Source organism: Nonomuraea insulae (assembly GCF_042656245.1).
Map to the genome: position 1 here is coordinate 92,594 of NZ_JBHSPA010000013.1, position 22,430 is coordinate 115,023.

Sequence of the window (22,430 nt, forward strand, 5' to 3'; positions counted from 1 at the left end):
CGCTCCGGGTCTTCCTGTCATTGCGTCGTTCTGCGGTCGGCCGTCTGGAAGGCGCCGGCCGATCGGCTACGTCGCCGGTACTCGGTGGGTGTCAGCCCGACCAGAGCCCGGAAGCGGCGGGCGAAGTAGGTCGGGTCGTCCCAGCCGACGGCGGCGCCGACGCGGGCGGCCGGCAGGGTCGAGTGTGCCAGTAACGTGGCGGCGCGCTCGGCTCGCACTCGGGCCAGGAAGCCCAGCGGTGTCAACCCCACGTACCGTCTGAACAGCCGGCCGAGATAGTCGGGATCCAGGCTCACCGCCTGGGCGAGATCGTCCAGGCGCCACGGATGGGCCGGCGCCGCCTCGAGCCGGGCGACGGTGGCGGCGACCGCGGGGTGGACGGCGGGCCCGGCGGTGTTCGGTCCGGGGTCGCGGCCGTCGGACAGGACGCCGAGCACGGTGATCAGCCGGCCCAGCATCCGGCCCGGCCGGCGCCGGCCGGCCGCGAGATCTCCTTCGAGCAGGCTGATCTCCGCGATGGCCTCCTCGGCGGCGGCCGGATCGACGGCCGTCACCGCCACGCCGTGCGCGCCGGATGCCACCGGATCGGTCCACAACATCCGGCGCAGCATCGGCAGGTCGTACAGCGCCGCCAGTTCGGCCCGTAGCGCCTGGGCGGACAGGCAGCAGTTGGCGACGACCAGGCCGGCGCAGTCGCGGAACCCGTGCCAGGCGCCAGGACGGAGCACGATGACCTGTCCGCGCCGCAGCGGATGCTCGCCCTGGCTGGTCACGTGCCGGCCGCGACCGGTTCCGATCACCGCGATCTCGAGGAAGTCGTGCGCGTGCGACTCGATGTCGGCGTCCACGTGGTGGACGCCTGCCAGGACCGGGCCTCCGGCGAACAGCGCGTGCTCGTGCAGCGTGGCAGGCATGTCGGGATCGTACGACTGCTTGCCGGGATCGGCCTAGCCCTGAGCGGCACGCCTCGACGAGGCTTGTAGCATCCCAGCGGCACGAACCTTGGAGGTCAAGGATGGCGACGACCACGACCCAACAGTCCGGCGGCGACGTCGGCGCCGGTGGCCGGATATCGGATGAGCTGGTGGCGGCGTATCGCGAATACGGTTTCGTCCGGGTACGAGGTGTGCTCGGGCCCGGCCAGGTCGAGCGCTTCCGGGCGAGCGCCGAGGCGTTCCTGGAGGCGCATCGCGCGCAGAGCCTGGAGAAGCAGGGCGTCTTCAGTCAGCTCGTCAACGTCTGGCAACGCGACCGGACGCTGCGGGAGCTGACGTTCGACCAGCGGCTCGGCCGGATCGCCGAGCAGCTCGCCGGGTTCCCGCTGCGGCTCTGGCACGACCAGATGCTGGTCAAGGAGCCGCACAACGACGCCGCGACGGAGTTCCACCAGGACCGCCCGTACTGGCCGCACGCGGGCGACCGGCTGCCGCTGTCGGCGTGGATCGCGCTGGTCGACGTTCCGCCGGAGCGGGGCTGCATGACTTTCCTGCCCGGCACCCAGGATCGCACCGGCCTGCGCCCGCAGGACCTCCACCACGAGGAGGAGCTGTTCACCATGGACCCGTCCCTGCGCTGGGTCCCCCGGGTCACCGTGCCGCTCCGCGCCGGCGACTGCACCTTCCACAGCGGCTACACCGGCCACATGGCGCTGCCCAACCGCACCGGCCAGGCCCGGTTCGCGCACGTCACGATCTACATGGACGAGGCGACCCGCTACAGCGGGACCGAGCACATCGTGACCGATCCGCTCGGACTCGCCGCGGGCGATCGGCTGGACGGGGACGCCTTCCCCCGCCCCTGGGCTTAGCCGGCCGACGTCAGGCGGGCCTCGGCGGACGCGCCCCCGTGTTCGCGCAGTGCCCGCTCGGATGCCGAGCCCGGCTCGGCGGCGCGCGGGAGCCGCCGGGCACCGCTGTCCCGAAGGACGGCCACCGACGGCAAACGGCTACGCCCCTGTTCACGATCAGCCCGTTAGGGTCCTGAACGTGAACCGGATTCTCGCAGCGGCCTCGGCAGCCCTCGGTGAAAGCCTCGGCCGGCCGGTCGACCTGGGCGGCAGCGCCCGGAGTCAGGTGCTGCGCTGCGGAACGACCGGTGGCGGCACGGTCGTCGTCAAGGCGTACCAGGACGCGTCCGGCTTCGCCGCCGAAGCGGCCGGGCTGGCGATCGCCGCCGGTTCGGGCCCCGACCTGCTGGCCGTGGACCACTCCTTCCCGCTGATCGTCATGTCCGACCTCGGCGCCGCCCCGAGCCTGGCCGACCTGCTTCTGAGCGACTCGCCGCGGGCCGCCACCGAGGGCCTGTTCACGTGGGCGCGCGCGTACGGTCGCATCGCCGTGGCCGGTGCCGGTCGTCGCCCAGAGTGGGAACGCGCGTATACCGCTCACGCCCGGCCCGGCCCGCGGCGCGGCTTCTCACCTGATCTCAGCGATCTCGGAGAGATCCTGCCCGAACCGCCACCGGGCCTCGACGCCGACCTGGCGGCGCTGGGTGCCAATGCCGAGCGCTACCGGGTCTTCTCCCCCGGAGACATCTGCCCCGACAACAACCTCCTGACGCCGGCCGGGATGCGCGTCCTCGACTTCGAGAGCGCCGGCTACCACTCGGCCTTTCTGGAGGCCGCCTACATGCGTATGCCGTTCTCCACGTGCTGGTGCGTGTTCCGGCTGCCACCAGGGATGTCCGCGCGCCTCGAAGACGTCTACCGGCAGGAGGTGATCTCCATCCACCCCGATCTGTCGGACGACGTGCTCTGGGAGACCGGCGTACGCCGCGCCACAGCCACCTGGATCGTCTTCATGACGTGGGTCCTGCTGGCCCGCGCCCGCCAACGAGACCGCCCGATGCACCCCGCCCGCACCCCGGTACCGACCGAACGGCAACTGCTGCGCCACCTGTGGAACAGCCTGCTGCGCGAACTCGACCGCTCCGGCGACGATCTGCCGGCCGTACGCGAGGCAGTGCGGACGTGGCTGGACGAGACCAGCGACTGGAACGTCCCCGATTTGCCTGGGAGGGTGGTAGAGGTCTGGGTTTATGATCGGCAGGCTTTGTCAACCATGGAAATTGTCGTGCAATACCGTTGACTTGCGAGGCAGGCGCTCATGCCAGGCGAACGACTCTTGCGTCCAACGCATCTCATCGCGCAGGACGTATCGATCCAGGAGACGCGCGATAGTGCCGGCCAGAGCAGGCCCTCCGGCGACGCGCCGTCATCGCCAGCACGACCGCCCTCACCGTCCCGCGCTTATCTGCAACCTGGGCTGACCCGACAACACATCCGGACGTCTCCTGGCCCTGCACTGACGAGATGTCCGCGCGCCCGTCCGCCTGGAAAGGCAGGAGAATGATCGCGTAGGCTCGCTGCCGGCCCGACAGCGAGCAGGGAAAGATGCGATGAGTTCCAGCTTCGCGGCAGGCGAGGACCAGTGGCGAGCTCGTCTGGGGACGCTCCGGCAGGTCGTCCGCCAAGAGCTGGTAGCCCGGCAGTTGACGGCTCACCTGCCCGATGCGGTGCCTCAGCGTGTCCTGGATGTAGGGTGCGGCCAGGGAACACAGATGTTGCGGCTGGCGCGACGCGGACACGACGTGACAGGGCTGGACTCCTCGGCTGCACTTCTTGATGATCTTCAGCATGCCTCGGCAGACGAGGCGGAAGAGGTCCGGGGTCGAGTGCGGACAGACGTTCGCCAGCCGTTGATGGTCAGGTCGGGGTCGGTGGCCGCGTTCAGCAGCCGCCGGCCCCAACCGTAGGTCATCGGTAGCCAGTTGAAGTCGTGATCCGGTCCGACGATGTCGGCCAGCTCGATCAGCTTCATCATCTCCACCACCGCGGCGAGCGGCTTGGCCACGCGCCATGCGTCCCGCATCCGTTCTGGAGCGAGAGCGTCGGCCCAGGCGCAGAAGTAGGCGTCGAGGTAGGTCGCGGCGTCCGGCTCGGACGCGTCGTGCAGCCATGAGGCCAGGTCGAACAACGGGTTGGTGACGGTGGCGAAGCTCCAGTCGTGCAACGGGGTCGTAGTGCCTGTGCGGATATCCGCGCAGCTCGACGAGTTCGGGTCGCTGGACTTGATGCCCAGCAAGGGCAATGAGGCAAGCCTGAACCGATCAACCCGGCCAGGGCTGCCTGATCAGTAAACGCCGACGCTGTCTTCGAGCCGACAATCCCTTCACTCCTGCCGGGTGGGCTGCATAGCCCGGCTTTGTGTCAGTACGCGAGTGGTGCTGCCGTCGCCTTCGGCTATGTCTCGGACGTGCTCGAAGCCGATCCTGCTCAACACGGTCAGCGAGGCACCGTTGGACTCCACCACGGTGGCGTGCACCTCCGTGAGCCCCAGGGTGTCGAAGCCGTAGGCGACGATCGCCTCGGCCAGTTCTCTTCCCAGGCCCGCTCCCCACACATCAGGGGTCAACGCGTAGATGATCTCGTAGCCTTGGGTCACGTCGGTCGGTTTGATCTCAGCGTGTCCGATATAGAGACCGTTCCGGCGAACGGCCCAGACATCGAACAAATCCTGGGCATAGACCTTTGTGAAGATCCGTCCGAACAGGGCACGGTCCTCCGCCTCGGTAGCAGGGCCGTCGCCCATCCACTGCGAAACCCTCCGGTCCTGGAACAGGGTGACGAAGTCTTCCTGGTCTGCGGGGACGTACTGGTCCAACAGCAGGCGATCAGTACGCAGAGTCGGGGTCATAGACGGCGAAACTAGCCGGACGCCGCCCTCCCGACAAATCATTTTCTCAGCGAAGCTCGACGCAGACGCTCTCGCAACCACCGAAGCCATTACCTGGCAACCATCTGAGACGAGCCACTAGCTCGGGGGGACCGGCAAACCGGCCGCGGCCTGGCAGGTGATGAACGAGCCCTTGGTATCGGAGCGGGCGGAGTGCGATCTCGACACACCCCTGCTCCCGCAGCAGGGCGATGGCGGCCCGAACCATCGCATGGCCCCCACCTTGTGACGGGCGCCGGGTTCGACCTCCGACGGCAACCGGTCGCCTGGCTTGAGCCCTCCCCCGGTCGGTGTCGGCCGCGATGCTCGCCGCGATCTTCGCGTATCCAGCGTCAAGCTGCCCGGCTGTCTTGAGCGGGGGCGCCCGTCACGAAGGTGCCGCACCTGAACGAGGCCCTCCCCACGCAGCTGCGCGATGGCCGGCCGTACGGTGGAGCGGCCCACGTTATGCGTGACGGCGAAGTCCTTCTCCGGCGGAGAGCATACTTCCGCGGCGCCGCTGAGCCAGGCGGACGACAACGAACCACAAGATCACTACGACCACGAGCACGTTGACGACGATTGGTCGCTCCGCGGACAGCTGGTCGCCAGGGCTCAGGCGCCGAAGAGCCAGTGGTTGCCGTCAGGGTCGCGCAGTTCGCAGTCGCGAGTGCCGTGCGGAGTGGTATGCGGTTCGCGCACTACCCCGGCGCCTGCGGCGACGGCGCGAGCGAACAGGGCGTCGGCATCAGGCTCGACCACGTAGCAGCGTACGGGCGCCGACGGTAGCGCGTGCTGGTCGTGCTGGGCGAGTTCCGCGCTGAGCAGGTCGTGGTGCAGGCCCAGCATGACGCCGCCGCCGCGAGGGCCCGCCAGTTGAGCGTGGATGATGCGCCCCTCCTGGTCGGGGATGGCGTGGACCTCGGTGAAGCCGAAGGCGGCGACGTAGAAGTCGATCAGTGTGCGCAGGTCCGCGGAGCGGAGCGTGGGATAGATCATGGTAACATTTAATCGCTAATTAAGTTAGTTAGCAATTTGTGTAGTAGCCTTGGGGTCATGACGAACGCGATCATGGAGGGCCTGCAGCTGATCGGGCTGCTGACCCGCCAGGTGGAGCAGCGCCTGAGCCAAGCCCTGGGCATCAACTCCACCGACCTGTCGGCCATCGAGCACCTGATGACCGACGGCCCGCTCACCGCCAAGGACCTGGCCGACCGGCTGCAGGTGTCGACGGCGGCGAGCACGCACATCGTCGACCGCCTGGAGCGGGCCGGGCACGTCACCAGACAGCCGCACGCCACCGATCGCCGCAAGGTCCTCGTCCTGCTCGCCGACACCTCGAAGGCCAAGCTCACGGAGCACCTCGCCCCTCTGCTCGGGGGGCTGGACGAGCACGTCGGCAAGCTCGACCCCGCCGAGCGCGAGGTCGTCGAACACTTCCTGGCAGACGTCGTCGAGACCTACACCGCCGCCGCCGAGAGCATCACCGCCTAACCCTCCAACGCTCCATCCCCGGTCGCCGACCGGTCTTCACCCATGCCCTTCTACGGAGAACTCCCATGTCCAACACCCGCAAATGGCTAGGCCTCATAGCCATTGCGCTGGGCGTCGCGCTGATCGTCGTGGACACCACGATCGTCAACGTGATCGTTCCGCCGATCATCGAGGACCTGGGCGTCAACGCCACCCAGGCGCAGTGGATCCAGGAGTCCTACGCGATCATCTTCGCCGCGCTCCTCCTGCTGACCGGCCGCTACTCCGACATCCTCGGCGCCCGGCGGGTCTTCCTGACCGGCGTCGCCGTCTTCGGCGCGACCAGCCTGCTGGCCGGGCTCGCGCCGGGCGGCGGCCTGCTCATCATGGCCAGGTTCCTGCAAGGCGTGGGCGCCGCGATGATCCTGCCCACCTCGCTGGCACTGCTCAACGCCACCTTCACCGGCAAGGCCCGCGGCCAGGCGTTCGCCGTGTGGGGCTCCACCATCGGCGCCGCCGCCGCGTTCGGCCCCGCACTGGGCGGCTGGCTGTCGGAGCACACCTCCTGGCGCTGGGCCTTCGGCATCAACATCCCGCTGTCGCTGCTGATCCTGATCGGCGGCATGGTGTTCCTGGACCGCTCACCCAAGAAGCCCGCCCGCGTCGACGCCGCCGGCGCCGCCCTGTCGACCATTGGTCTCGGACTGCTCGCGTTCGCGCTGGTCGAAGGCCGTACATACGGCTGGCTGATCAGCATCGAGCCGTTCGACGTGCTCGGCTTCACCTGGGACGGCGGCCCCTCCCCCGTCCTGGCGGCGCTGATCCTCTCCGCGCTGGCCCTCACCGGTTTCGTACGCAGGCAGAAAGCCCTCGATCCCGGCAGGGCGCTGATGGACGTCCGGCTCTTCTCGATCTCCTCCTTCCGCAACGGCAACATCGCCACCACGATCATCGGGCTCGGCGAGTACGGCATCATCGGCGTGCTGCCGCTGTGGCTGCAGTTCACCCTCGGCTACAGCGCGGTCCAGGCGGGCCTGTCCCTGCTGGCCGTGGCCGTGGGCAGCTTCGCGGCCAGCGGCGCCAGCTTCGGGCTGGCCACCAAGATCTCCGCACTCGGGCTGGTCCGCGCCGGGCTGGCACTGGAGGCGGCGGGGCTGGTCGTGCTCGGGCTGATCGCCGCGACCGACAGCCCGTGGTGGACCATCGCCGGAGCCCTTTGCCTGTACGGCGTGGGCGTCGGGTTCGCCACGGCCCAGGTCACCAACGTCGTGCTGGCCGACGTGCCGGAGACGAGCTCCGGACAGGGCTCCGGCGTGCAGAGCGCGTTCAGGCAGCTTGGGTCGGCACTCGGCATCGCCGTACTCTTCACGGTCTTCTTCACCGCGTTCGGCGCAAACCTGCAGAACAAGCTGACAGAAGCGGGCATGCCCACCGCACAAGCCGCGCACCTGGCGCATGCCGTCACCGACAGCGCGGGCGCGGCGATCGCGCCGCTGGCCGCCGACCCCAGCACGGCCGCCGTGGCAGAGTCCGCGCGCCAGGCGATGACCGACGGGCTGGCGCTCGGCGGTTACCTCGGCGCGGGCTTCCTGCTTCTGGCCCTGCTCGCCACCGCCACGATTCCCGCCGTCCGCCTGGTGCACCAGTGAAGGAGAGCACAATGTCCAGCCGTACCGTCGTCATCTCAGGAGCGAGCATCGCCGGCCCCGCCCTGGCCTTCTGGCTGCACCGCCGCGGCATGCGCCCGGTCGTCGTCGAACGAGCCCCGCAGCTACGGCCCGGTGGCCAGACCGTGGACATCCGCGGCGCCGGCGAGACCGTGGCCCGGCTGATGGGCATCGAGGACGCGATCCGCGCGGGCTCGACCGGCGAGGAAGGCCTCCGGTTCCTCGACACCGCCGAGCGCACCAAGGCCGTCTTCCCCTCGTCCGTCTTCAGCGGCAAGGGGTTCGTCACCGAGCTGGAGATCCTGCGCGGCGAGCTGTCCGCCCTGCTGTACGAGCGCACCCGCGACCACGCCGAATACGTCTTCGGCGATGAGATCAGCGGCGTGACCGAGGACGGCGAGCGGCTCCGGCTGACCTTCACATCCGGCGCGGAACGCGAGGCGGACCTGCTGGTCGCGGCCGACGGGATCCGCTCGCGGACGCGTGACCTGATCTTCGGCGACTCCACGCGGATCCGGTCGCGAGGGCTCTACACCGCCTACTTCACCATCCCCCGCCACCCCTCCGACGGCAGCTGGGCGCGCTGGTACAACTTCCCCGGCGGCAAGACAGCGATGCTGCGGCCCGACAATCTGGGCACCACCAGGGCGCTGATGTCGTTTCTGTCGCCGCCCTACGGCTACGACCGCCTGCACCAGGAGGAGCAGAAAGAGCTCATCCGCCACACCTTCGCGGGCGAGGGCGGTCCTGTACCCAGGATGCTGCGGGAGATGCGCGACTGCGGCGACTTCTACCTGGAGGGCGTGGCCCAGGTGCACATGCCCCAGTGGTGGCGTGGACGGGTGGCGGCCGTCGGCGACGCCGCCTACTGCGCCTCCCCCCTCAGCGGCATGGGCACCAACCTCGCCCTGGTCGGCGCCTACATCCTGGCAGGGGAACTGGCCACGCACGACGACCACCACCACGCCTTCACCGCCTACGAAAACGCGATGCGCCCCTACGTCACCCAGGCACAGGACCTGCCACCCGGCACCCCGCGCCTCGCGATGCCCCGCACCCAACTAGGCATCAAGGCACTGCACACCGTCCTGCGCACCGCTTCCACACCCCTGGCCGGCCGGGTCATGCGCCGCTTCCTCGTCCCCGCCGCCTACGACTTCGTCCTGCCCGCCTACCCGACACGCTGAGACCCACTGGGCTCGTACTCGCGAAGAACAAAGATCCATCAGATTTTCGGGGTCGGCCGCAACGTCCTTCCTGGGTGACCCCGCCTGGCGGCCCCGCGAAAAGCACTCCACAGCGTGTTGATCGTGGCCTCAGGTCTCCCAGCGCGGGTAAGTTGCCCCAACCTTGGCGCATCCGCCCTCAAACGGAAGCACGTAGGCTGACGGGATGATCTACGCCAAGACGCCCCTTACCCGTGAGATCCGCGAAGCCGCGGCCCTGACCTGGGGCGTCACGGGAGAGAGCGAGAGGTTGCACGGCGGAGAGGAATCCGCCGCCTACCGCCTCGACGGGCATGTCATCCGCGTCGGCCCGGCATGGCGCGCCGCCGCCGAGTCAGAATGGTGCCACGCGATCGCCCGGCACGCCGCCGCCAGCCTCCCCGAGGCTGTCGCCCCGCTGCCGACTGCCGAAGGGACGACCGTCATCGTCGTAGGCGGCCACCCGATCTCTTGCTGGCCGTACGTCGAGGGCGCCTGGCCGGACTCCGACATCCCGGCCCAACGCGAAGCCGGCGCCCGTTTGCTGGCCAGGCTGCACAGGTCCCTGGCCAACTTCTGCCCCGGCCCACGCCCGGTGCCCGCCTTCCAGGAGTCCGGTCTGGACGGCGATCCACCCCAGGACGCCGCCGACCTGGACGACCCCAACCTGGACCGCTGGCTGGCCGCCTTCCACACCAAGCACCCCCTTCGTCACCCCCTCCACGGCGACTACTACACCGGCAACACCCTGGCCAGGAACGGCCAGATAGTGGCGATCCTCGATTGGGACGAGACCTTCGTCGGCGCCCCCGAGCTGGAACTGGCCGCCGCCGCCCTCGAATGGGGCGACGACCTGGCAGGACCGAGCAAGGAGTTCATAACCGCCTACCACGAGGCCGGCGGTACAGCAGCCCGCCTGGACGAGGAGTCGCTTGCTCAGCTCGTCAGGCACAAGCTACGCAGGGAGTATGCCTACTTCCACAAGGCCGTCCGCTCGGGGGTGACGCACGACGAGGAGAACCTCGAATACCATCGTGCCCGCGTAGAGCTGTTCCACCGGCTGCGCCCCTGACCGCGGATCACTGCTCCCCCGTAGTGCAAGGCCAGGCGCCCGTCCACGCAATAGGCGACACCCTCGCCATCTCCCACGGGAACGAACGCAAGCGCCAGTTGTTCCGGCAAGGGCACCTGGGCGGTCCTCACGGCGGCTCCCCCGCTCGCGGAATGTCCTTGACACGAGGAAGGTTGAGACGCGTATGAAGAAGATCGGTTTCCTGAGCTTCGGGCATTGGTCGTCGTCGCCGCATTCGAAGGCGCGTAGCGCGTCCGACACTCTGCTCCAGTCAATCGAGCTGGCAGTGGCCGCCGAAGAGCTGGGTGCCGACGGTGCCTACTTCCGCGTCCACCACTTCGCCCAGCAACTCGCCAGCCCGTTCCCGCTGCTGGCAGCAGTCGGCGCGCGGACAAGCCGGATCGAGATCGGCACGGGCGTGATCGACATGCGGTACGAGAACCCCCTCTACATGGCCGAGGACGCCGGCGCGGCCGACCTCATCGCGGGCGGGCGGCTCCAGCTCGGCATCAGCCGCGGATCACCCGAGCAGGTGATCGATGGCTGGCGCTACTTCGGCTACGAGCCGGCCGAAGGCAAGACCGAAGCGGACATGGCGCGCAGTCACGCGGAGGTCTTCCTCAAGGTATTGGAGGGCGAGGGGTTCGCCCAGCCGAACCCGCGTCCGATGTTCCCCAACCCGCCCGGGCTGCTGCGCCTCGAACCGCATTCGGAAGGGCTGCGGCAGCGAATCTGGTGGGGTTCCAGCTCGAACGCCACCGCGAAGTGGGCCGCCGGGCTGGGCATGCACCTGATGAGCTCCACGCTCAAGGATGACGAGAACGGCAAGCCGTTCCACGTGCAGCAGGCCGAACAGATCGCTGCCTACCGGGAGGCGTGGCAGGAGGCCGGTCACGAGGGCGAGCCACGCGTGTCGGTGAGCCGTTCGATCATGCCGATCATCAACGAGACGGACCGCGCGTACTTCGGTCACGAGCGCGCCGATTCCGACCAGATCGGCTTCATCGACGCCACCACCAGGGCCATCTTCGGGCGTACATACGCCGCCGAGCCCGACGTGCTCATCAAGGAGCTGGCCACCGACGAGGCGATCGCCGCAGCCGACACTCTCTTGCTGACCGTGCCCAGCCAGCTCGGCGTGGACTACAACGCCCATCTGCTCTCATCGGTTCTGACCCACGTCGCCCCCGCACTCGGCTGGCGATGACGGCTCAGCCGCGCCCTCACTTGGACCCCGACAAGCCGGACTACTCAGCGCAGTACGGCCGTCAGCAGGTCAGCCCCAAGCGCCGTCAGATCAGGGAGATTGAGGGAGTAACGGACGTAACGACCGTGCCGCCGGGCCGTGAGCAAGCCCGCGCGGCGCAGGACAGCGAGGTGGCGGGAAACCTCCGGGGGTGAAAGTTCCCACGCGTGGGCCAGCTCACCGGTGGTGTGCGGGCCGCGGGCGAGGGTGCGCAGCAGCCGCAGCCGTACCGGATGCGCCAATGCCTCCAGCCGTAGCGTCACCGTTTCCAGCGATACCGGCTCCGATGGACTCGCCTCGGCCACGGGGTACTGCACCACCGGCTGCCACCCGGGCGCGTGGACCACCACCAGGTGCGGGCGGCCGAAGACGCTGGGGAGGAAGGTGACCCCGGTATCGTGGGCGGCGGTCGCATTGTCCTGCAGCTTGTCCACGATGATGCGGTTGCCGTCCGGCGCCAGGGTGACGGCGCCGGAGACCGACGCGAGTGCCGCCCCGAGGCCCTGGCGCTTCAGCAGGTCGTTCTTCAGGCGCAGGTCGGTGGCGAGTTGCACGGCGACGCCCGTCCAGGCGGCGTCGAAGAAGGCCTCGGCGCACTGTTCGAGGGTGTGACGCACCCGCGCCCGTACGACGGCCGGGTCCGCGAGCAGCCGTTCCGCGAAGGCCTCCTGAAGCGCGCCACGGGCCTGGGCCAGGTCCAGGGCCCGCTCGCGCGCCGTCGCGTCGGCGAGCGGCGACGGCGCGGCGAAGTGGACCCGGTTGCTGCCGCACGTGGTGACGAGCGCGGCGGTCACATAGGTTTCATCGTCGATCCGGTCCACATCGTCCAGCTCCTCGGCGAGGGCCGGCCGAGGATGAGCGGGGACCAGAAAGTCGGCTCGTGAGGAACGCCAGAGGAACTCCGCCTCCCGCAACCGCTCGGCCAGCTCTGGCCGCAGCCCGGCCCAGACGTCCCCGGCCCAGCCGGCGAGCTGCGGATGATGCGCGGGTTCGGCCAGCACGTGCAGCATCGCGGTCAGCTCGGCCAGCGGGGAGGCAGCGAACCGCAGTCGCCCGGACGGCATGCCGCCGATGTCGATCCTCAACGTCATCCCCTCATCATCGCTGGTCGGATGGCCGGCGACCGCGTCGATTGACGGTGTCCGTCAACTGACACAGTCGGCCCGGCGGCCGAACGCATCGTTGACGCCATGGCAACCACCACCAAGATCCAGCCGCGCGCCCTCGTCCGTGCCTCCGGAGGCCCCCGCTATGCCGTCGCCCTGGCCGTGGACGCGCTCGGCACCGGCATGCTGCGGCCCTTTCTGCTGCTCTACGGGGTGACGGTGCTGAGGCTGTCCGCGCCGGTCACCGGCATCGCCATGACGGTCGGCGTCGTCGTGGGTCTGGTGTGCATGCCCGCGGTCGGCCGATGGCTGGACCGGGGCGCACGCAGCACGGTCGTGGCGGCGTCGATGCTGGTGCGGGTGCTGGGCGTGGCGCTGCTGCTGGCCACCCCGGCGGGGCACGTCTGGCTGTTCGCGACGGCGGCACTCTTCCTCGGCATCGGCAACCAGGCATGGCCGGCCGCCCATGCGGCTCTCGTGTCCACGGTCGCCCACGGCCGGGAACGCGACGCCGCTCTCGCGGGAGGCCGCGCCCTGCGCAACGCCGGCCTGGGCGCGGGCGCCCTCCTCGCCACCGCATGCCTGGCGGGCGGCACCACCGCATTGCACGCGCTGGCAGCCGTCACCGGACTCGCCTATCTCGCCGCGGCGGCCTTGGCATGGTCGGTCCACCTGCGCGCGCATCCGGCCGCTCCCCCGGCCAAGGACAGCGCCGGCGAGCCCGCACCCCGGATGGGCGCGCTACTGGCCGCCAACGTGGTCTACGCCTTCTGCCTCAACCTCCCCGAAATCGCACTCCCTCTGATCCTGGTGACGCAGTTGCAAGCGTCCCCGGTGTGGTCGGCAGCCATCTTCGTGACCAACACGGTGCTGGTGGTCACCCTGCAGATCCCGGTCACCGTCCTGATGTCCCGCTTCTCCCGGCGGACCGTGCTGGCTCTCGCCGGCGTGGTACTCGCCGCGTCCTACCTCGGCTTCCTCGCGGCCACCTCACTGGGACACGGCTGGGGTGCCCCGGCGGTCGCCGCGGTGTCCGTGGTCTGCACCATCGGCGAGATCATCTATGCCGGCAGCGCCACCGCGCTCGTCGCCGCCCTCGCCCCGGTCCATCTCCTGGGACGCGCCCTCGCCCGCTTCCAGCTCTCCACGGGCTTCGGCCTCGCCGTCTCCCCTGCGGTCATCACCGGCCTCGCCTCCCACGGCTCGGCCGCCCTCTGGGGCAGCCTCGCCACTGCGACGCTCCTCTCCGCCTCCGCCGTCGCCACCGAGAAGGATCAAGGTACGCGGCTCAGCGGTTTTCGCCGCCGGGCGCGAGCAGGCTCGTGAGCTCGGCGATCGCCTCGGGAACGGCTAGGCCGGTGGCCGTAGTTATGGCGCATCGCTAGCCGGGCGTCCCGTCGCGCTCGCTTCTTCGGGCGAGGCGCTGGGCCTGCCCGTCGTGCACATCGCTTACCCACTCCCAGCCGGGCTTGGCCGATGGGCCGACCCGCGGGTCACTGGGAACATGGCCCTCACGCAACGCGAGCACGTACGCCCGATCCCGCTCGATCCGGGCGTGTACCTGATCAGCTCCGCCGACTGACCCATGGCCGGGGACGACGACATCGACGTCGCCCGCCACGCCCTCCAGCAGCCGCAGCGCTGCGAGGTAGTCCTCGATCGGGTCGGCGGTGCCGTCCAAGTCGAGCATCGGAATCAAGACATCAGAGAGCATGTCACCGGCGACGAGAACCCCGCGTTCTTCGATGAACAGCGCCGCATGGCCCGGTGCATGCGCTTGATGCTCGATGATCCGGACTTCAGGGCCGTCCCATGGAATCTGCGTCGTCTCGGCGGGCAGGGCGGTGATGAGGCCGAGCAGGTCCAGCGGGACCTGCCCGGCGATTTCCGTCTCGAGCAGGTGGGCGGCGATGCGGTCCTTCGCGTCCGGCTCGGACAGCTGATCCCGTACGGTGGCCGCGCAGCGGGCCGTGCCGTAACGAGGGGCCGCGCCGAGCTGGGCGTGCCAGAGTAGGTGATCCCAATCCGGATGCGTCGAGAAGCCTGCCACAACGGTCTGGCCCGAATCGGACAGATCGTTCGCGAGGCAGGCCATTTCGTGGCCCTGCACCCCGGGGTCGATGAGCAACACGCCGGCCTGGCCGTGCACGACAACGGCGTTGCTCTGGCAGAACTCGCTCTCGTGGACCAGCACACCCTCCGCGACCTGCCTCAGCACGAGCCCGCCTCCTTTGCATCCCGGATGGCGTAACGATGCATCGTGACCCCCTGCTCAAACGATCGCTGCTCGAGCAGGTCGAGCTCGATCGGCACGTCGTAGTCGTCGAACAGCGGCCTGCCGAAGCCGAGGATCGCGGGATGGGTCCAGAGCATCAACTCGTCGAGGAGCCCCGCCCGGAGCAGCTGCGTCGCGAGCGCCGCGCCGCCCACACTGATGCTGCCGTCGGTTCCGGCCCGCAGGGCGGCGAGCTGCTCGATCGCGTCGTCTCCGCCGATGATCCGGGTGTTGTGATCGGCGCTGAGGCGGGTGCGGGAGACGAGCACCTTGGGCTTGGCGGTCCAGATCTCGGCGTACTCACGCATGTAGTCCGGCAGCGACGCGTCCTCGCGCGCCCGTGGCCAGTACTCCTCCATGACCTCGTGGATGACCCGGCCCTGGACCATGAGCGCGAGCGCCTGCGTCCGCGCGTTGCACTCGCGGTGCAGTTCCTCGTGGATACGCAGCCACTCGCCAGCGCCGTTGTCTCCAGGAACTTGCTCGATCCGCAGGTCGAGGGACACCTGCATCGAATAAACGAAGCGGCCCATCATCGCCTCTTCCAAAGAGTGATTGTACTATGCAACCACTATAAGTAGGGCGAAGTACCTGTCAAGGAGGAATCGTGGAACCACGGTCCGGGTGTCCGATCAACGCCGCCGTCGAGGTGCTCGGAGATCGCTGGTCGTTGCTCGTGCTCCGCGACGTCATCTTCGGCGACCGCCGCTACTTTCGGGCGCTGCTCACCGGGTCGATCGAGGGCATCGCTTCGAACATCCTCGCCGACCGCCTCGTGCGGTTCGTCGAGGCAGGGATCCTCACCCGCGGCACCGCCGCGCGGGGGCAGCGCGCGCGCTACAGCCTCACTGAAGCTGGTATCCAGATACTTCCGATCATCTACGCCCTCGGCAACTGGGGCCTCGACTGGCGCCCGGGCAGCGACGAGCTCCGGAGCCGGCAGCAGCTCATGCGCGATGAGGGTCCGGCGTTCATCGAGGAGCTCATGGACGAGCTTCGCGTCCGCCACCTCGGCGCCCCGCCGAAGCCGCACGAAGGTCCAGGCCCGTTCGAGCGCCTCGACGCCGCCTACGCCGCGGCCGCCGAGCAAGAACACGTCGATTAACGGTGGCGGGCCCCGCACTGACCTTCTCGGGCTCCGGTAGCTTGCCGTCACCGCGCACAAGACGTCACCGCCATGGGACTGACGGCCGGCGCACCTTTCGAGCGCGGGATCAAGCGGACGGCGTGACCGGGGACCGCAGGCCGAGCCACTGCTCGGCATCCCAGGCCTCGAACCGCTCCACCTCGGCGAACCCCAGCTTTGCCGCGAGGCGCATCGAGCCGACGTTGGCGCTCTGGGTGGTGAGCACCACCGGCTCGCCGGGAAGGACGCCGTCGAACCAGTCGAGTGCCGCCGCGCATGCCTCGGTGGCGTACCCGAATCCCCACGCCCGCGGCAGGAACAGGTAGCCGAGATCGACCTTCCCCGCGGCAGCCGGGCGACGGTGCCCCGTTGCTCTCCTGAGCAGGATCTGGCCGATCATCGCCCCGTCGAGATCAACGACGAAACTCCCGGGCCACCCCTCGGGCACCCCGGGCATCTCGCGCTCAAGCTCGTCACGCGGGCGGGGGCCGCCGAGGTAGGTGTGCACCTCTGGCGACGCCAGCAACTCGATGAACGCTGCACGATCCCGGGCCTCGGGCTCGCGGAGCACCAGCCGCTCGGTCTTGATCGGGACAGGCGGCCAGGTGACGGACCCTAGTTCAGTCATGACGGGCAACCTATCGCGCGCCCCCACAACGCCGGTGCCCACGCCGAGATGGAGGTCTTGGCGCCGGACGGTTCCTGGCGGGCCGATGCGCTGGCCACCGACCGGGCGGTTCGTGGGCGATGGCGCTGGGCGGCCCAGCTCTCAAGCGCAAGGCATTCGCCCGGCCCAGGCCACGAAACCGCCTGGGCCGGGGCGCGGGTGATCTGGGTAGCTACTTGGTTCGGAGCGTGTGGGCGAAGCCCATGCCTTTTGGGGTGTGGTGGAAAATATCCATACCGAGTGCCTTTACGTTGTAGATTTTTACGGACAACTGCGCTGGCCAAACCGGGGGTCATGACGTAGTACGCGCGGCCGTTTCGGCCAGGCGCTCGCTCGTCCGGCGCAACGCCGCGTACAGTTCGGCGCCGCCGGGCGCCGGTCGGGGCCGGCCGCCCGCGCGCAGGGCGCCGAGTTCCTTTCTGGCCTGGCCGATCAGTGCCGCCACGTCGGGCTCCGGACGTCCGCTCGGTGAGGCTTCGACGTGTTCGGCGATCTCGCGCAGAGACCTGGCGCTGTCCCGGAGGGTGTCGAAGACGTCGGCGTGTCGCCGGCCGTCGGCCCACCATCTGCCCAGCAGTCGCCGTCGGGCTTCGAAGGGCGCGGCGATTTCCTCCACTCGGCCGACGGCCTGCTCGAAGCGCTCGCGGTGCTCGGGCATCGATTCGCCGGTGCGGCCGGCGACCTGCTCCTGCAGGCTCTGCAGGAAGGGAGCCAGCACACGTACGGACTCGGCCACCCGCAGCTGGGCCACGGCCGTACTGCGCACCGGCAGCACGTACCACGAGACCGCGACTGCGATCGCACCGCCGATCAGGATGCTCACCAGGCGCCCTCCCAGCAGCGATGGGACGCTCTGCCCGAAGTAGGCGTAGGCGAAGGCCAGCGCCGCGGTGATGCTCGCGGCCCAGTACGCGTAGCTGAACGACCGCAACCACACGCCGGCCACCAAGACGGCGGCGACGGCGGCGACGTGGGCCGCCGAACTGCCCGCGAGCAGCGGTAGCAGCAACGTCGCGCCGCCCGTGCCCGCCACCGCGCCCGCGACCCGTGAAACTCCCTTGTGCACGACGTCCGCCCGCCCTCTGTTGCCGCTGCACACAAGGAAGGTCGTCAGCACCACCCACTGCCAGTGCTCGCCCAGGACGAGCCGGCCGCAGAGGAAGGCGAGCGCCAGTGCTGCGCCGAGCTGGATCGCCATCTTGGTGCTCGCCGGCAGCCGCCCCCGGGGCGGGGGGTCCGCGCGCCGTCCCGGCGGGGGCCCGGTCAGCAGGTGGATCCCCAGCACCACGCCGCACGTCACCATGGCGATCAGCGCTGTCCATCCGATGTCCGGCAGACCGACCGGCGCCATGAGCACCACGACGAGTAGCGGCATGGACGCCTGGGCCCCGGCGGCGGTGGCGCGCCCGCCCCAACGCCTCACCCAGACGGTGACGCTCATGGCGAGGACGAACAACGCCGCGCCGAGCACGGCGTAGGGCCCAGCCAGCAGCGCGTGTGTCACGACGGCCGCGGCCGCGACGACCGGCAGCACGGTGAGGGCGATGACGCGGTCCGGCCAGTCCGTGTCCCGGCGCGTCCGGCCCAGCGACAGACCCAGCGCGGCGGCCACGACAAGGAGAGCGGCGGGCAGGCGCGCGACATGAATGACGGCCGCCGCGACACCGACGCTGGCGATCGTGGCCGCCGTGGTGACCGCGGCGTCCTTCATCCGAGAAGTCATCTGCCAATAGTAAGCATTGCGTAGCAATTTGCCCGTATATATCCGGATAAAACTCCAAAGAAGTACGTGATAACGTATCAATATGAGAGCTGATCAAGCCGAGACGCGACGTCAGGTGGCGGCGGAGACCCGCCGGGCGATCACGAGCCTGGCCCGCCGGTTGCGCACCGAGCGCCCGCCCGACGCGCTCAGCAGCAACAAGGTGAGCGTGCTCGGGCACCTGTACCGCCACGGCTCCAGCACCCCGACGCAGATCGCCGTCGCCGAGCACCAGCAGCCGCAGTCGCTGACCCGCGTGTTCGCCGAACTGGAGGACGAGGGCCTGATCGCCCGTACGCCGAGCCCGCTCGACCGGCGCGCGTCAGTGCTGGACCTCACGCCCGCGGGCCGCGAGCTGCTGACCCGCGACATGGCCGCCCGCGATCGTTGGCTCTCCACCGCGATGGATGGGCTGAACGAGACCGAGGTCCAGGTGATCGGCCTGGCGGCCGCCCTGCTGACGGAGCTGGCCGACCCCGGAAGCGGCAGCCCGCACCCGTACGCGCCGACCGGTGGAGCCGTCCGATGACCGACGTGAGCGCGTTCCCGATGCCGCGTACGTGCCCGCTGGATCCGCCCGAACAACTCGGCCGGCTGCGCGCCGAACAGCCGATCACGCGGGTGCGGCTCTGGGACGGGACCACGCCGTGGCTCGTCACCCGATACGACGACGTGCGCGCCGTCCTGGCCGACCCGCGCTTCAGCGCCGACCCCGCCCGCCCTGGCTATCCCGCCCGCGGCCCGGCCGGCAAGCGGCGCGCGGGCAGCGTGTCGTTCCTGATCGGGCGGCTGATCGAGCAGCGCGTGCGCACGGGCGAGCTGACCACGCGGCAGGTGGCGGCCATGGCCGTGCTGCTCCTGGTGGCGGGCCACGAGACCACCGCGAACATGATCGCCCTCGGCACGCTCAGCCTGCTGACCCTCACCCACACCGGCCGCCGCCGCGTCGCCGTCGAAGACGCCTACCCGGCGCTGCTCCGGCGCTTCCCCGGTCTGAGGCTCGCGACCGACGCCGGACGGCTCCGCTTCCGCGATGAGATGCCCCTGTACGGCGTGGACACCCTCCCGGTCACATGGTGATCGCGGCAGGGGCGGGGCCCTCCTGGCTGGACCATTCGATCTGGTGGCACGTCTACCCGTTGGGCTTCACCGGCGCCGAGGCTGCGGCCCTGCCTTCCGGCACGCCGCGCCGCCACCGTCTGCGACGGCTGGCGAAGTGGCTCGACTACGCCGTTGACCTGGGCGTTTCCGGCCTTCAGCTCGGCCCGATCTTCACGTCGGAAACGCACGGTTACGACACGACCGACTACTTCACCATCGATCCCCGGCTCGGCGACGACCGTGATTTCGACGAGTTGATCCTTGCCGCTCACGAACGCGGGCTCCGCGTCGTGCTCGACGGGGTGTTCAACCATGTCGGCAGGAGTTTCCCGAGGTTCGGCGATCCCGGTTCCGCGCACTGGTTCCGCCCCACGGCCGACGGCCACGAGACCTTCGAGGGTCACCACTCGCTGGTGCGGCTCAACCACGACGCTCCCGACGTGCTCGACCACGTTGTCCGGGTCATGGACCACTGGCTCGATCGCGGCGCCTCGGGCTGGCGGCTCGACGCCGCCTACGCCGTGCCGCCCGCCTTCTGGCGTCAGGCGCTCGACCGGGTGCGCCCGCTGCACCCGTCCGCGTGTTTCGCGGGCGAGGTGATCCACGGCGACTACGCGGGCTACGCGACGGCGAGCGGCCTCGACTCCATCACGCAGTACGAGCTGTGGAAGGCCATCTGGAGCTCGCTCAATGAGCGTAATCTGTTCGAGCTGGCCTGGGCGCTCGACCGGCACAACGGCTTCCTGGAGTCCTTCCTCCCGCTCACCTTCGTCGGCAACCACGACGTGACCAGGCTGGCCAGCCGGCTCGACGACGAGCGCCATCTGGGCCACGCGCTGGCCGTGCTGTTCACCGTGGGTGGCCTGCCCGTCATCTACTACGGCGATGAGCAGGCCTTCCACGGCGTGAAGGAGGAGCGCGCAGGCGGTGACGAGGCGATACGCCCGAGCTTCCCCGACCACCGGGACGACCTGGCACCGTACGGCTGGCACACCTACCGGCTGCACCAGCGCCTGGCCGGCCTGCGCCGCCGTCACCCGTGGCTGGTCCGCGCTCGCACCGCCGTACGCCACCTGAGCAACACGGCGGCGGCGCTGGAGATGACCGACGGCGCGGGCCACCGGCTCGTGACCCTGCTCAACCTCAGCGACCACCCTCACCGTTTCCCGCTCGACGACACCGGCCTCGCGGTGGCCGACGCCTCAGCAAGGACAGCGGAGCCGTGCCTGGTCCCCGAGCACGGCTGGGCCGTACTCCACCAGGTCACACACGCGGGGGTTCGGTGATGTCGCCGGTCTTCGTCCACCCGCTGTAGAACCGTGGTGAACGTGGACTCGTAGGTGCCACTGCCGCTCTCGAGATCAGGCGGACGTTGGCGGCGATGGCCGTTTCGGTACGCCATCAGGACTGCCTCCACCCGTTCGGAACATCACCTGGGAACTCTGAGGCGCCCAACGGATAAAGACGGTCGTGACAACAACCTCAGAACGGGAGCTCGTCTTGACGGACCCTCCACCTCCGAGTGGCCATCAGCCATCGACAGGCGGACAAGCAACGCTGGTGGATTGCCGGGACGACTCCTCCATCATCGAAGCATCGTTGCGCACACCGGAGTGCTTCGCGACGCTCTTCGATCGTCATGCCGCCGTGTTGCACCGCTACGCCGTGCGGCGTATTGGGCCCGACCATGCCGAGGACGTGGTGGCCGAGGCGTTCACCAGGGCTTTCGAGACGCGCCACCGGTACGAGTTCGGCTTCAAGGAGGCGTTGCCCTGGCTGTACGGCATCACCACGAACGTCATCGGCCTGCACCGGCGTGCCGAAATGCGCGGTTACCGGGCCATGGCCCGCACAGGCGAGGACCCGGTGGTCGCGGCGTTCGACGAGCAGGTGGCAGCCCGGGTCTCCGCATCGGCCACCCGGCAACGCCTGGCCGCCGCGCTGGCGAAACTCGGGCGCGGTGAGCGTGACGTGCTGCTGCTGATCGCCTGGGGCGATCTGACGTACGAGGAGACGGCCCAGGCGCTGCGGGTGCCCATCGGCACGGTCCGCTCGCGCCTGTCCCGCGCCCGAGGCAAGGTCGCGCGCGCTATGGGCGGCGCCAATCCCGTCGAGATGAGAGAGGAAGAGCATGAATGACCTTGAGCTGATCAAGCGTCTGCGCTCTGAGGTGGCGGAAACCGCCCCGGACGCCTTGACCGGCGCGCGGGGGCGGCTGCTGACCGTGATGGCCCGTACGTCGGCTCCTCGGCGCTCCCGGCGGCCGCTGACCATGCGGGTCGCGGGCCTTGCCGCCGCGGTCGCGGCGGCCACCGCCGTCGTGATCGCCACCGGTCAGGCCGCCGCGCCCGTCAAGCCACCGTCCTCCGCCGGTGAGGTCCTGCCGCTGACCTCAGCCAAGAACATCCTGCTCGTGGCCGCCGCCAGCGCGGAGCGTACACCTCTGGGTTCCGGGACCTACTGGCACGTCAGGCGGGAGAGCGAGGACGGCAGGCCCAGGGGCGAGACCTGGACCACGCGCGACGGCCGGCGGTGGAGCAGGTATGTGCCGGGCAACCGCGACGGCGTGGTCAAAGAGCCCTCGGCCGACTTCTGGCTCGGTCCCGGGAGCACCAAGGTCGGTTTCGAGGACCTCGAGGCGTTGCCGACCGATCCCGAGGAGCTGAAGCAGCGGGTCGTCGGGGCGCAACAGGGCGCCACCGGCGAGCTGGACATCGCCTTGCTCCCGCTGATTTCGCTGATCGCGGAGTTGCCCGCGCCCGCGGAGGTCCGCTCCGCGGCGTTCAAGGCGCTCGCCACGCTGCCGGGCGTGCAGCGACTGGGCCCGGTCGAGGGCGGGGAGGAGCTGATGATCCCCGACGGCGAGTGGGAGATCAAGCTGGTCGTCGACCCCAGGACCTCCCGGGTGATCCGTTCCAACCTGCTCCCCACCGCGGACGGAGGGGTGGCGGGCGCGAACAGGGGATTCATCAAGCTGACCACAGGCTGGACGGACCAGTCCCCCCAGTGATCCATCCG

The 22,430-nt window shown here is 69.7% G+C and carries 23 protein-coding genes and 1 pseudogene; 15 read left to right on the top strand and 9 right to left on the bottom strand.

From position 1 onward, the window contains the following. Positions 1–17 precede the first annotated feature (17 nt). A complete protein-coding gene (locus tag ACFPZ3_RS09925; protein ID WP_379513697.1) occupies positions 18–914 on the bottom strand; it encodes a helix-turn-helix domain-containing protein in 897 nt (298 codons plus the stop codon). 101 nt (positions 915–1,015) lie between these two features. Between ACFPZ3_RS09925 and ACFPZ3_RS09930 the strand changes: the two genes are divergently transcribed. The 3 genes and pseudogenes from ACFPZ3_RS09930 to ACFPZ3_RS09940 all read left to right on the top strand — a co-directional run. Continuing rightward, positions 1,016–1,807, top strand: coding sequence for a phytanoyl-CoA dioxygenase family protein (locus tag ACFPZ3_RS09930; RefSeq protein WP_379513698.1), 792 nt, complete (start codon positions 1,016–1,018; stop codon positions 1,805–1,807). A gap of 178 nt (positions 1,808–1,985) precedes the next feature. Then, on the top strand, positions 1,986–3,086 hold the full coding sequence (locus tag ACFPZ3_RS09935) for a hypothetical protein (RefSeq protein WP_379513699.1): 1,101 nt from the start codon (positions 1,986–1,988) through the stop codon (positions 3,084–3,086). 310 nt (positions 3,087–3,396) lie between these two features. Further along, positions 3,397–3,618 (top strand): annotated as a pseudogene (locus tag ACFPZ3_RS09940) (class I SAM-dependent methyltransferase); the annotation flags it as partial. A gap of 11 nt (positions 3,619–3,629) precedes the next feature. On the opposite strand, the gene ACFPZ3_RS09945 reads toward ACFPZ3_RS09940, so the two are convergent. From ACFPZ3_RS09945 to ACFPZ3_RS09955, 3 genes are all read right to left on the bottom strand, one after another. Next, positions 3,630–4,082 carry a hypothetical protein gene (locus ACFPZ3_RS09945; RefSeq protein WP_379513771.1) on the bottom strand — a complete coding sequence of 151 codons (453 nt, stop codon included), beginning with the start codon at positions 4,080–4,082 and terminating at the stop codon, positions 3,630–3,632. 87 nt (positions 4,083–4,169) lie between these two features. Next, a complete protein-coding gene (locus ACFPZ3_RS09950; RefSeq protein ID WP_379513700.1) occupies positions 4,170–4,694 on the bottom strand; it encodes a GNAT family N-acetyltransferase in 525 nt (174 codons plus the stop codon). Between the two features lie 633 nt (positions 4,695–5,327). After that, positions 5,328–5,711, bottom strand: a complete 384-nt coding sequence (locus ACFPZ3_RS09955; protein WP_379513701.1) for a VOC family protein — start codon at positions 5,709–5,711, stop codon at positions 5,328–5,330. A 57-nt stretch (positions 5,712–5,768) separates the two neighbouring features. On the opposite strand from ACFPZ3_RS09955, the gene ACFPZ3_RS09960 reads away from it, so the two are divergent. From ACFPZ3_RS09960 to ACFPZ3_RS09980, 5 genes are all read left to right on the top strand, one after another. Further along, positions 5,769–6,206, top strand: a complete 438-nt coding sequence (locus ACFPZ3_RS09960) for a MarR family winged helix-turn-helix transcriptional regulator (RefSeq protein ID WP_379513702.1) — start codon at positions 5,769–5,771, stop codon at positions 6,204–6,206. 65 nt (positions 6,207–6,271) lie between these two features. Further along, positions 6,272–7,834: an MFS transporter gene (locus tag ACFPZ3_RS09965; RefSeq protein WP_379513703.1), complete on the top strand. Its 1,563-nt coding sequence runs from the start codon at positions 6,272–6,274 to the stop codon at positions 7,832–7,834. An 11-nt stretch (positions 7,835–7,845) separates the two neighbouring features. Continuing rightward, the gene (locus tag ACFPZ3_RS09970) at positions 7,846–9,039 is read left to right on the top strand and encodes an FAD-dependent monooxygenase (protein WP_379513704.1); all 1,194 of its coding nucleotides are present in this window, start codon (positions 7,846–7,848) and stop codon (positions 9,037–9,039) included. 205 nt (positions 9,040–9,244) lie between these two features. Beyond that, entirely contained in the window at positions 9,245–10,129 is an 885-nt protein-coding gene (locus ACFPZ3_RS09975) for a phosphotransferase enzyme family protein (RefSeq protein ID WP_379513705.1), read from the top strand. Positions 10,130–10,313: 184 nt separating this feature from the next. Next, entirely contained in the window at positions 10,314–11,336 is a 1,023-nt protein-coding gene (locus ACFPZ3_RS09980; RefSeq protein WP_379513706.1) for an LLM class flavin-dependent oxidoreductase, read from the top strand. Positions 11,337–11,380: 44 nt separating this feature from the next. Here ACFPZ3_RS09980 and ACFPZ3_RS09985 read toward each other — a convergent pair whose 3' ends face one another. Continuing rightward, entirely contained in the window at positions 11,381–12,466 is a 1,086-nt protein-coding gene (locus tag ACFPZ3_RS09985) for a DUF5937 family protein (protein WP_379513707.1), read from the bottom strand. A gap of 99 nt (positions 12,467–12,565) precedes the next feature. Between ACFPZ3_RS09985 and ACFPZ3_RS09990 the strand changes: the two genes are divergently transcribed. Beyond that, positions 12,566–13,807, top strand: a complete 1,242-nt coding sequence (locus tag ACFPZ3_RS09990) for an MFS transporter (RefSeq protein ID WP_379513708.1) — start codon at positions 12,566–12,568, stop codon at positions 13,805–13,807. Between the two features lie 55 nt (positions 13,808–13,862). On the opposite strand, the gene ACFPZ3_RS09995 is transcribed toward ACFPZ3_RS09990, so the two are convergent. Both ACFPZ3_RS09995 and ACFPZ3_RS10000 read right to left on the bottom strand, forming a co-directional pair. Continuing rightward, entirely contained in the window at positions 13,863–14,699 is an 837-nt protein-coding gene (locus ACFPZ3_RS09995; RefSeq protein WP_379513709.1) for an MBL fold metallo-hydrolase, read from the bottom strand. After that, positions 14,693–15,304: a dihydrofolate reductase family protein gene (locus ACFPZ3_RS10000; RefSeq protein ID WP_379513710.1), complete on the bottom strand. Its 612-nt coding sequence runs from the start codon at positions 15,302–15,304 to the stop codon at positions 14,693–14,695. Before ACFPZ3_RS10000 ends, ACFPZ3_RS09995 begins: the two co-directional genes overlap by 7 nt. A 59-nt stretch (positions 15,305–15,363) precedes the next feature. Between ACFPZ3_RS10000 and ACFPZ3_RS10005 the strand changes: the two genes are divergently transcribed. After that, on the top strand, positions 15,364–15,861 hold the full coding sequence (locus tag ACFPZ3_RS10005) for a winged helix-turn-helix transcriptional regulator (RefSeq protein ID WP_379513711.1): 498 nt from the start codon (positions 15,364–15,366) through the stop codon (positions 15,859–15,861). A 109-nt stretch (positions 15,862–15,970) separates the two neighbouring features. Here ACFPZ3_RS10005 and ACFPZ3_RS10010 read toward each other — a convergent pair whose 3' ends face one another. Further along, positions 15,971–16,510 carry a GNAT family N-acetyltransferase gene (locus tag ACFPZ3_RS10010; RefSeq protein WP_379513712.1) on the bottom strand — a complete coding sequence of 180 codons (540 nt, stop codon included), beginning with the start codon at positions 16,508–16,510 and terminating at the stop codon, positions 15,971–15,973. A gap of 331 nt (positions 16,511–16,841) precedes the next feature. Then, positions 16,842–18,272: an FUSC family protein gene (locus ACFPZ3_RS10015; RefSeq protein ID WP_379513713.1), complete on the bottom strand. Its 1,431-nt coding sequence runs from the start codon at positions 18,270–18,272 to the stop codon at positions 16,842–16,844. 82 nt (positions 18,273–18,354) lie between these two features. Here ACFPZ3_RS10015 and ACFPZ3_RS10020 point away from each other — a divergent pair, with 82 nt between their 5' ends. From ACFPZ3_RS10020 to ACFPZ3_RS10040, 5 genes are all read left to right on the top strand, one after another. Continuing rightward, positions 18,355–18,840 carry a MarR family winged helix-turn-helix transcriptional regulator gene (locus ACFPZ3_RS10020; RefSeq protein WP_379513714.1) on the top strand — a complete coding sequence of 162 codons (486 nt, stop codon included), beginning with the start codon at positions 18,355–18,357 and terminating at the stop codon, positions 18,838–18,840. Beyond that, positions 18,837–19,391 (top strand): cytochrome P450 family protein, encoded by a 555-nt coding sequence (locus tag ACFPZ3_RS10025; RefSeq protein ID WP_379513715.1) that lies wholly within the window; start codon positions 18,837–18,839, stop codon positions 19,389–19,391. The genes ACFPZ3_RS10020 and ACFPZ3_RS10025 overlap by 4 nt, the downstream gene beginning before the upstream one ends. Next, positions 19,385–20,698 (top strand): alpha-amylase family protein, encoded by a 1,314-nt coding sequence (locus ACFPZ3_RS10030; RefSeq protein ID WP_379513716.1) that lies wholly within the window; start codon positions 19,385–19,387, stop codon positions 20,696–20,698. The genes ACFPZ3_RS10025 and ACFPZ3_RS10030 overlap by 7 nt, the downstream gene beginning before the upstream one ends. Positions 20,699–21,011: 313 nt before the next feature. Further along, the gene (locus tag ACFPZ3_RS10035; protein ID WP_379513717.1) at positions 21,012–21,551 is read left to right on the top strand and encodes an RNA polymerase sigma factor; all 540 of its coding nucleotides are present in this window, start codon (positions 21,012–21,014) and stop codon (positions 21,549–21,551) included. Further along, positions 21,544–22,422 carry a CU044_5270 family protein gene (locus tag ACFPZ3_RS10040; RefSeq protein ID WP_379513718.1) on the top strand — a complete coding sequence of 293 codons (879 nt, stop codon included), beginning with the start codon at positions 21,544–21,546 and terminating at the stop codon, positions 22,420–22,422. Before ACFPZ3_RS10035 ends, ACFPZ3_RS10040 begins: the two co-directional genes overlap by 8 nt. Positions 22,423–22,430 lie beyond the last annotated feature (8 nt).

Excerpts from the sequence above, each read along its gene's own strand:
- ACFPZ3_RS09925 (WP_379513697.1), bottom strand. The coding sequence starts at position 914 with ATGCCTGCCACGCTGCACGAGCACGCGCTGTTCGCCGGAGGCCCGGTC.
- ACFPZ3_RS09930 (WP_379513698.1), top strand. The coding sequence starts at position 1,016 with ATGGCGACGACCACGACCCAACAGTCCGGCGGCGACGTCGGCGCCGGT.
- ACFPZ3_RS09950 (WP_379513700.1), bottom strand. The coding sequence starts at position 4,694 with ATGACCCCGACTCTGCGTACTGATCGCCTGCTGTTGGACCAGTACGTC.
- ACFPZ3_RS09955 (WP_379513701.1), bottom strand. The coding sequence starts at position 5,711 with ATGATCTATCCCACGCTCCGCTCCGCGGACCTGCGCACACTGATCGAC.
- ACFPZ3_RS09960 (WP_379513702.1), top strand. The coding sequence starts at position 5,769 with ATGACGAACGCGATCATGGAGGGCCTGCAGCTGATCGGGCTGCTGACC.
- ACFPZ3_RS09965 (WP_379513703.1), top strand. The coding sequence starts at position 6,272 with ATGTCCAACACCCGCAAATGGCTAGGCCTCATAGCCATTGCGCTGGGC.
- ACFPZ3_RS09970 (WP_379513704.1), top strand. The coding sequence starts at position 7,846 with ATGTCCAGCCGTACCGTCGTCATCTCAGGAGCGAGCATCGCCGGCCCC.
- ACFPZ3_RS09975 (WP_379513705.1), top strand. The coding sequence starts at position 9,245 with ATGATCTACGCCAAGACGCCCCTTACCCGTGAGATCCGCGAAGCCGCG.
- ACFPZ3_RS09980 (WP_379513706.1), top strand. The coding sequence starts at position 10,314 with ATGAAGAAGATCGGTTTCCTGAGCTTCGGGCATTGGTCGTCGTCGCCG.
- ACFPZ3_RS09985 (WP_379513707.1), bottom strand. The coding sequence starts at position 12,466 with ATGACGTTGAGGATCGACATCGGCGGCATGCCGTCCGGGCGACTGCGG.
- ACFPZ3_RS09990 (WP_379513708.1), top strand. The coding sequence starts at position 12,566 with ATGGCAACCACCACCAAGATCCAGCCGCGCGCCCTCGTCCGTGCCTCC.
- ACFPZ3_RS10010 (WP_379513712.1), bottom strand. The coding sequence starts at position 16,510 with ATGACTGAACTAGGGTCCGTCACCTGGCCGCCTGTCCCGATCAAGACC.
- ACFPZ3_RS10015 (WP_379513713.1), bottom strand. The coding sequence starts at position 18,272 with ATGACTTCTCGGATGAAGGACGCCGCGGTCACCACGGCGGCCACGATC.
- ACFPZ3_RS10020 (WP_379513714.1), top strand. The coding sequence starts at position 18,355 with ATGAGAGCTGATCAAGCCGAGACGCGACGTCAGGTGGCGGCGGAGACC.
- ACFPZ3_RS10025 (WP_379513715.1), top strand. The coding sequence starts at position 18,837 with ATGACCGACGTGAGCGCGTTCCCGATGCCGCGTACGTGCCCGCTGGAT.
- ACFPZ3_RS10030 (WP_379513716.1), top strand. The coding sequence starts at position 19,385 with ATGGTGATCGCGGCAGGGGCGGGGCCCTCCTGGCTGGACCATTCGATC.
- ACFPZ3_RS10040 (WP_379513718.1), top strand. The coding sequence starts at position 21,544 with ATGAATGACCTTGAGCTGATCAAGCGTCTGCGCTCTGAGGTGGCGGAA.